Genomic DNA, 7,678 nt, shown 5'->3' with positions numbered 1-7,678 from the left:
CGGAGCTGGGAATGGAGGCGATCTGGAAAATCGAGGTGGAAAATTTCCCGGCCTTTATTCTGGTGGACGATAAGGGCAACGACTTCTTCCAGCAGATCCTCAGCCAGCAGTGCGATCGCTGCGTAAAGTAAGGTTTCCGGTCGGGACTGTCCCGGCCGTTTTTATAGCGCACAAAGCGACATGCACAATCTCTGAAGCCAACAATACTTAATCCTGACGGGACTGTGAGCGACGTTCTTAACTTTTTGGTTATCAAGGAGAAAGTAATGACAATTATGCGTAGCGAGAAAGATACGATGGGCACAATTGATGTTCCTGCGGAGAGGCTGTGGGGGGCGCAGACTCAGCGATCGCTGGAGCACTTCCGCATTTCCACTGAGAAAATGCCCGTCTCGCTGATCCATGCGCTGGCGCTGACCAAACGCGCGGCGGCAAAGGTTAATGAAGATCTTGGCCTGCTGTCGGCGGAGAAAGCGCTCGCCATCCGCCAGGCGGCGGACGAGGTGCTGGCGGATAAACACGCCGAAGAGTTTCCGCTGGCCATCTGGCAGACCGGATCGGGCACCCAGACCAACATGAATATGAACGAGGTGCTGGCTAACCGCGCCAGCGAGCTGCTGGGCGGCGGGCGCGGGATGGATCGCAAGGTGCATCCCAACGACGACGTCAACAAAAGCCAGAGCTCGAACGACGTTTTTCCAACGGCGATGCACGTCGCGGCGCTGCTGGCCCTGCGTAAACAGCTGATTCCACAGCTGAAAGCGCTTACCGCCACCCTGGGTGAAAAATCACGCGCCTTTGCCGATATCGTTAAAATTGGCCGGACCCACCTGCAGGACGCCACGCCGCTGACCCTGGGGCAGGAGATCTCCGGCTGGGTGGCGATGCTGGAACATAACCTCCGGCATATTGAGAACAGCCTGCCGCACGTGGCGGAGCTGGCGCTGGGAGGCACCGCGGTGGGCACCGGCCTGAACACCCATCCGGAGTATGCTCGTCGGGTGGCCGACGAGCTGGCGGTGATCGCCTGCGTGCCGTTCGTCACCGCGCCGAATAAGTTTGAAGCGCTGGCGACCTGCGATGCGCTGGTACACGCCCACGGAGCGCTAAAAGGGCTGGCGGCGTCGCTGATGAAGATCGCCAACGACGTGCGCTGGCTGGCCTCCGGCCCGCGCTGCGGCATTGGTGAAATCGCCATCCCGGAGAACGAGCCGGGCAGCTCGATTATGCCGGGCAAGGTGAACCCGACCCAGTGCGAAGCCCTGACCATGCTCTGTTGCCAGGTGATGGGCAACGACGTGGCGATCAATATGGGCGGGGCCTCCGGCAACTTTGAGCTTAACGTCTATCGCCCGATGGTGATCCATAACTTCCTGCAGTCGGTGCGGCTGCTGGCGGACGGGATGGCGAGCTTTAACAGCCACTGCGCGGTGGGAATCGAACCCAACCGCGAGCGAATTGACAAGCTGCTGAACGAGTCCCTGATGCTGGTTACCGCCCTGAACACCCATATCGGCTACGACAAGGCCGCCGGGATCGCTAAAAAGGCGCACAAAGAGGGGCTGACCTTAAAAGCCGCCGCCCTGGCGCTGGGCTATCTCAGCGAGGAGGAGTTTGACCGCTGGGTGCGCCCGGAGCTGATGGTCGGCAGCGCAGCGCCCCGGCGCTAATCGGCCACGTACAGGTGTAGCCTGGGGATAATCAGCCGCAGGGGCTGTGGCTGGGGCTTAAAGCGGTGCTGCACGTTATCGGCATCATAGTTAAGCAACTCCCCGATATCCGGCACGCCCACGCCGTCGTCGCGGTTAATCAGCGCGACGATCGGCGTCGGACAGGCGTACTGTACCTGCTTTTGCTGCCCCTTGTACCAGACGCGGGCGATGGGCTGCACCTTCACCGGCCGCTTAATCTTCAGTTTCGCCTGCTGCGGCAGGGCGGCTATGTCCTGATACTCGCGCTCCAGCTTCTCCTGCCACGCCTCCCGGCTCCAGGGATGCACGCTGCGCGGCGACGCAAGGCTCTTTTTCAGCTGCGCCAGGATCTCATCGCGGCTGAAGTTTTTAATAATATGTTTGTTGGCCCAGCCGAAGCGCAGGGTGGCCGGATCGTTAAGCAGCGTCAGGGTGCGGTAAGCGCTGAGGGTGATAAGCCCCGGCAGATGACGGTGTACCCATTCAAAACGCGCCGCCGACGGCAGGCCGGATTCGACGGTGATAATGTGCTCAAAGGTGGTTTTTAACCGGTTGATATGCTGCACCTGCTTTTCCAGCTCGCTCCGGGCGGCGGCGTCGGCCTGATAGCACAGCACGCCGGGCAGGCGAACCGCCGCCTTGCTGCTGCGGTTCTCCGACTGCTGTTGAATAAACAGATGACGATAGTGGCTCAGGGCCAGCGTCTGCGCCTCTTTCCCCAGATGCTGCGTTACCTCAATGGTGGCCAGCGGATCGTGCTCCGCCTGTTTGCTGATTTCCGGCAGGGAAAAGACCCGGCCGATGAGCAGGTGCTGCCGCTCAAGGGTTTCCGTGAGGGTCGCCAGCGACTGCTCTATCTGGCGGAAGGTGCCGTTCAGGCGATCGACAATATCATAGCGGGCCATGGTTACTTTTCCTGCTGTGGCGAAAGGTTGTTAGTTACAACATACTATGGTTATAGCATAGAAATATCAGGCGTGACCAGTGTGCCACGAGGTCAGGCAGGCGAAATGTTCGCCGGCGGCAATCGCAGGGGCCAGCGAAAGCTGAAGCGCGCGCCGCCCGTGTCGCTCTCTTCGCAAACGACCGTGCCGTCCATCGCCAGCGCCGCGGAGCGGACGATAGCCAGCCCAAGGCCGCAGCCGCCGGTGGCGCGGTCCCGGCTCGGATCGAGACGCACAAAGGGCTCAAAGATCCGCTCCCGGTCGTCGATGCCAACGCCCGGCCCGTCATCCTCCACGACGAGGGTGGCGGTATCGGCGTCGTGCAGCAGGCTGACCTGAACGACGCTGTTGCAGTAGCGCAGCGCGTTGTTCAACAGGTTATCCAGTAGCCGCGCCGTCAGGCGCATATCCAGCGCGCCGTAGCTCCCCGGTATCAGCTGGCGCAGCACTACTGCCCGCGTCGGGTTGACGCTCTGTACTTCGCAGAGATGGTTTACCAGCCAGGCCGGGAGGTCCGGCTCGCTCAGGAGGAGTTCATTTTGCGGCCGGTCGAGCCGGGCGTAGGTGAGCAGCTCGTCAATCAACGCCTCCAGTTGGCTGATGTCGCGATTAAACGCCTGCGACTCCCCGTCGCTCAGGGTGTCGCTCATCTCCAGCCGGTAGCGCAGGCGCACCAGCGGGGTGCGCAGCTCGTGGGCGATGCCGTCAATCAACCGCTTTTTACTGGCGATCAGGGCGTTGATATTGTCCGCCATCTGGTTAAACGCCACGCCCAGCCGCTGCAGGCCGGAACCGCTGTCAAAGTGCAGCCGTTCGCTGAAGTGGCCATCGCCGAAGCGCTGGGCGGCGGCCTCCAGTCGCAGCATCTCCTGCCAGTGGGGCCGGAGCCAGATAAACACCGGAAAGGCCAGTGAAATGGCGATAAACGCGATCAGCGCCACGTCCAGCAGCCGCATCTGATGGAGAAAATAGAGCCAGGGGATCGGGCCGGCCGCCAGCACGTAATGGCTGCGCGGGATACGCTGTATAAAGGTATAGCTTTCATCAAGGGCGACAATCTCGCCCGCCATCAGATGCCGGGTGGCGACCGGGTTCAGCCGGTACTTGCTGAGCGGTTCGACCTGCAGTTCAAAGGAGAGATCCAGTTCTCTCTCTTTAATCGTTTTGCCCCAGTCGCGGGGAGGAACGGCGCGCAGCTCGCTGCGCATCAGGTAGAGTGAGCTTTTCATCAAATCGTCAAGCGACTGCCTGCCGGTGCGCTCGGCGGTGAATTTGTACACCAGCCCGACCAGCAGGGTCATCACCAGAAAGCAGAGAAACAGCAGGAGATAAAACTGCACGAACATCTTTTTCATTAAAATCCCGCTTCACTGGTTGTGACAGATTGCGCGACGGAAGCCGGTCGGTTCGTCACCCCATGCGTGCGGTGCAAACAGGTAGCCTTTATTACGCACGGTTTTGATGCGATACGGCTCGAAGGCGTTGTCCTGTAGTTTTTTACGCAATCGTGAAACCGCGACGTCCACGCTGCGATCCAGCCCGTCATAGCTGATGCCGCGTAAGTTTTTCAGCAGCGCGTCGCGATGCATAATTTGTCCGGCGTGGGTAGCCAGCTCCCACAGCAGCGCAAAGTCGGCACCGGACAGCGCGATCTCTTCGCCGGCAAGAGTGACCACCCGGTTGACCGGATCGACGGTCAGGGTGCCAAAGCTCAGCGCTTTATGCGGGGCGATCCGGGCGCGGCAAAGTTCCTGACTCTGGCCGGCCTGCTCGCCCTGGCGCAGGTGCAGGCGAAGGCGGGCAAGCAGTACGGCGGGCGGGGTGGTTTTCAGAATGTAGTCGCAGGCACCCAGCTCCAGGGCGAGGATATGGTTCATGTCGCTGTCGAGGGAGGTCAGCAAAACGATGGGGCCGGACCATTTTTCGCGCAAGTCCCGGCAAAGGGTCATGCCATCCTTGCCGGGCAGCATAATATCCAGCAGAACCAGCTGCGGGCGGGTGCGAAGAATCATCGCCTCTGCCAGATCGCCGCATGGTTCCACCAGAACCTCCATATCGTGCTTCGCCAGCCAGGCGGCGATCAGCGAGCCAACTTCCGGGTCGTCTTCAACAAAAACGATAGTGTTCATATTTTTAAACGGAGCTAAAACGCCAACATACACCGCCGCCATCGTCCCTTCAATTAACCTTTTTTAAACGAACTCGTTTCCGTTATGCTACAGCTTCTGCATTAGCAATAGGTTAAGTGCCTGGCCCATCAGGTCTATTTCACCCGGCATTCTGGAGCCTGGCAGCGCCAGGAATCCTCACGTGCTGCGTGTACGCCCCGGTTTCTGCGCGCTGTCCGTGTCCAGACTGGCCGGCCAATAACGCCTGGTGGGCCAGGCTCTGAGGAGCAACAATGGGACTGGTGGTAAAAGCCACGCTGGGGGCGCTGGTGGTCGTGCTGATTACGCTGCTGGCGAAGACGAAAAATTATTATATTGCCGGGCTGATCCCGCTGTTTCCCACCTTTGCCCTTATTGCCCACTATATTGTGGCCAGCGAGCGCGGGGTGGAAGCGTTACGCACGACCCTTGTTTTCAGCATGTGGTCCATCGTGCCGTACTTTATCTATCTCGCCTCGCTGTGGTATTTCATCGGCTTTTTGCGGCTACCGGTGGCGCTCGGCGGCGCGGTGGTTTGCTGGGGGCTGTGCGCCTGGCTGCTGATTATCGGCTGGCTCCGGTTTCACTGACGCAGATGACGGCCGCCGTCCACCGCGAAGCTGCGTCCGGTGACGAAGCAGCTGGTGAGCAGGTAATCAACAAGATCGATAACCTCTTTTTCGCCCGGCGCGCTCTTCATCAGCGATTTGTCCAGCGCCCGCCGTCGGTAGGCCGCGTCGTCATCTTCGTTAAACAAAATCAGCGAAGGGGCGATGGCGTTGACCTTTACCTCCGGTGCCAGCTTGCGGGCGAACGAGCGGGTCATATTGTCCAGCGCCGCTTTGCTGGCGGCGTAGGCGATATGTTTATCGCTGCCGCGCTCCGCCACGTAGTCAGTGAAATGGATAATATCACTGGCCGCATGGTCGTGGCCACGCAGCAAAGGCTCCAGGGCATGGTTGAGCAGATAGGGAGCATGAACGTGGATTTGCATCATGGCGGAGAGCACTCCGGATAGCGGCGTGCCGGATTCTTCGGCTATCCACGCGCTGGCGTTGTGTACAATGGCGCGCAGCCCGTCGCAGCTCTCTTTCACCTTGTCAGCAAAGGCCAGTACGCCCTCATCGGTAGAAAAGTCGGCCTGCAGGCACAGCGCCCCGGCCTGCGCCAGGCCATCAATGGCCGGATAAGGCGTCCGATAGCTGACGATAACCGGTTGTTTAAGATGGATAAAGTGCCAGGCGAGGGCAAGGCCGATGCGGCGGCCTCCGCCGGTGATCAGCAGCGGTCGTGGGCGTTGTTTGCTCATCGTAATCTCCTTTGGCAGCAGGCGATGGGGGCATTCTTACCCCATCAGGATCCACGTCGCCGGGAAGACGGCGATCAGCAGCAGACCAATCAATACCCGCTCCAGGCGATTCAGCGCGGCGTGGCCCGCGCGCGTCCGGCGCGCGTAAAGGAACACCAGTAGTCCCGGCGCGTAGAGCACCACGGAAAGCAGCAGCTGCAGGGGACCAGACGCATACAGTAACCATAAGCCATAAACGGCTGCTCCGATACCTACCGCCCGGTGGAGAGGCCGTCTGGCGATCTTCAGCAGAAAAGCGCCCACCAGCAGGTAGGGCACCAGCACCATGCCGGAGGCAATGGTCAGCAGCGTACCGTAGTCGGCACCGGTGAGCCAGATCAGCACCAGGCCGGCCTGGACGCAGATGTTGGTCAACCACAGGGAGGCCGACGGCGCGCTGCGGGCGTTCTGATGGGCAAGAGCCCGCGGAAACGCGCCGTATTTCGCCGCCAGCAGCGGCACCTCCGCCGCCATAATGGTCCAGCTCAGCCAGGCACCGCAGACGGAAACAATCAGCCCTGCGGCGATAACAACTTCTCCCCATGGCCCCATCATATTAACCATCAGCCCGGCCATAGACGGATTGCGCAGCGCCGCCAGCTCCGGGCGGGAGAGGACGCCGAGGGAAAGCAGGGTCACCAGCAGATAGACCCCGAGAGCGGCAAGCACCGCCAGTAGGGTGGCGCGTCCAACGTCGCGCTTGTTTCTGGCGCGCGCCGATACCACCACCGCGCCCTCAACGCCGATAAACACCCACAGGGTGATGAGCATGGTGTTTTTCACCTGTTCAGCGAGCGGCGCGCCCAGCGCCCGGCCGGTAAAGTCCAGGCTGAAGGTATCCGATTTAAACATTACCGCGGCCAGGGCGATGAACAGGCCGAGCGGCAGCAGCTTTGCCAGGGTGGCCGCCAGGTTAATGCTGGCCGCGGTCTGTACCCCACGCAGTATCAGAAAATGGAACAGCCACAGCAGCAGCGATGCACCGAGGATCGCCTGCCAGGTATTGCCGTCGCCGAACAGGCGCAGGGAGGGCGTGTCGGTAAAAAAGCTCAGGGCGGAAAAAACGATGACCAGATAGGAGACGTTGGCGATAACCGCACATAGCCAGTAGCCCCAGGCGGAGCAGAAGCCGATCAGCTCGCCGAATCCTTCACGGGCATAGGTGAAAATGCCGCCGTCGAGATCGGGGCGGATGCGGGACAGGATCAGCAGGGTGAAGGCCAGCAGCACGATCCCGACGCCGGTGATGGCCCAGCCGATCAGCAGCGCCGCCGGGCTGGCCACGGCAGCCATATTTTGCGGCAGGCTAAAGACCCCTGCGCCAAGCATTGAGCTTAACACCAGCGCGGTGAGCGCGCTCAGTCCCAGTTTCTTTTCCATGGCGATCCCGTTAGCAAAACGAATGTCGAAGAATAATTATTATGACAAAGCGCATAAAAATGGCGGAAACAACTCGAAGCGCGCGATTTTACGGAGGGAGGAGGGCGCATGCAACGCCAGAGGTGAAATTTATTGCTAAACGATGGGGCGGGCGCGATGCAGGCCGCC

At 60.6% G+C, this 7,678-nt stretch carries 8 protein-coding genes; 3 read left to right on the top strand and 5 right to left on the bottom strand.

Annotated features, from left to right (window positions below):
* Positions 1-131 (top strand): fumarate hydratase C-terminal domain-containing protein (locus tag GJV78_RS07580; RefSeq protein WP_167519431.1); only part of this gene is annotated, 131 nt, incomplete at its 5' end.
* A gap of 135 nt (positions 132-266) precedes the next feature.
* A complete protein-coding gene (gene fumC / locus GJV78_RS07575; protein WP_155107747.1) occupies positions 267-1,670 on the top strand; it encodes a class II fumarate hydratase in 1,404 nt (467 codons plus the stop codon).
* Here the strand turns inward: fumC and tus are convergent.
* From tus to rstA, 3 genes are all read right to left on the bottom strand, one after another.
* Entirely contained in the window at positions 1,667-2,596 is a 930-nt protein-coding gene (tus, locus tag GJV78_RS07570) for a DNA replication terminus site-binding protein (protein ID WP_155107746.1), read from the bottom strand. The genes fumC and tus overlap by 4 nt on opposite strands.
* Before the next feature lie 92 nt (positions 2,597-2,688).
* Positions 2,689-3,990 (bottom strand): two-component system sensor histidine kinase RstB, encoded by a 1,302-nt coding sequence (gene rstB / locus GJV78_RS07565; protein WP_155107745.1) that lies wholly within the window; start codon positions 3,988-3,990, stop codon positions 2,689-2,691.
* Positions 3,991-4,002: 12 nt separating this feature from the next.
* Complete coding sequence (gene rstA / locus GJV78_RS07560; protein ID WP_155107744.1) at positions 4,003-4,764, bottom strand: two-component system response regulator RstA; 762 nt, start codon at positions 4,762-4,764, stop codon at positions 4,003-4,005.
* Positions 4,765-5,036: 272 nt separating this feature from the next.
* Here rstA and GJV78_RS07555 point away from each other — a divergent pair, with 272 nt between their 5' ends.
* The gene (locus GJV78_RS07555) at positions 5,037-5,372 is read left to right on the top strand and encodes a GlpM family protein (RefSeq protein WP_155107743.1); all 336 of its coding nucleotides are present in this window, start codon (positions 5,037-5,039) and stop codon (positions 5,370-5,372) included.
* Here the strand turns inward: GJV78_RS07555 and folM are convergent.
* Entirely contained in the window at positions 5,366-6,091 is a 726-nt protein-coding gene (folM, locus tag GJV78_RS07550) for a dihydromonapterin reductase (RefSeq protein WP_155107742.1), read from the bottom strand. The genes GJV78_RS07555 and folM overlap by 7 nt on opposite strands.
* A gap of 36 nt (positions 6,092-6,127) precedes the next feature.
* Entirely contained in the window at positions 6,128-7,510 is a 1,383-nt protein-coding gene (locus GJV78_RS07545; protein ID WP_155107741.1) for an amino acid permease, read from the bottom strand.
* Positions 7,511-7,678: the final 168 nt, after the last annotated feature.

It is taken from the genome of Intestinirhabdus alba (assembly GCF_009711095.1).
Classification (GTDB): Bacteria; Pseudomonadota; Gammaproteobacteria; order Enterobacterales; family Enterobacteriaceae; genus Intestinirhabdus; species Intestinirhabdus alba.
This window is presented reverse-complemented; position numbering and strand designations above follow the sequence as displayed.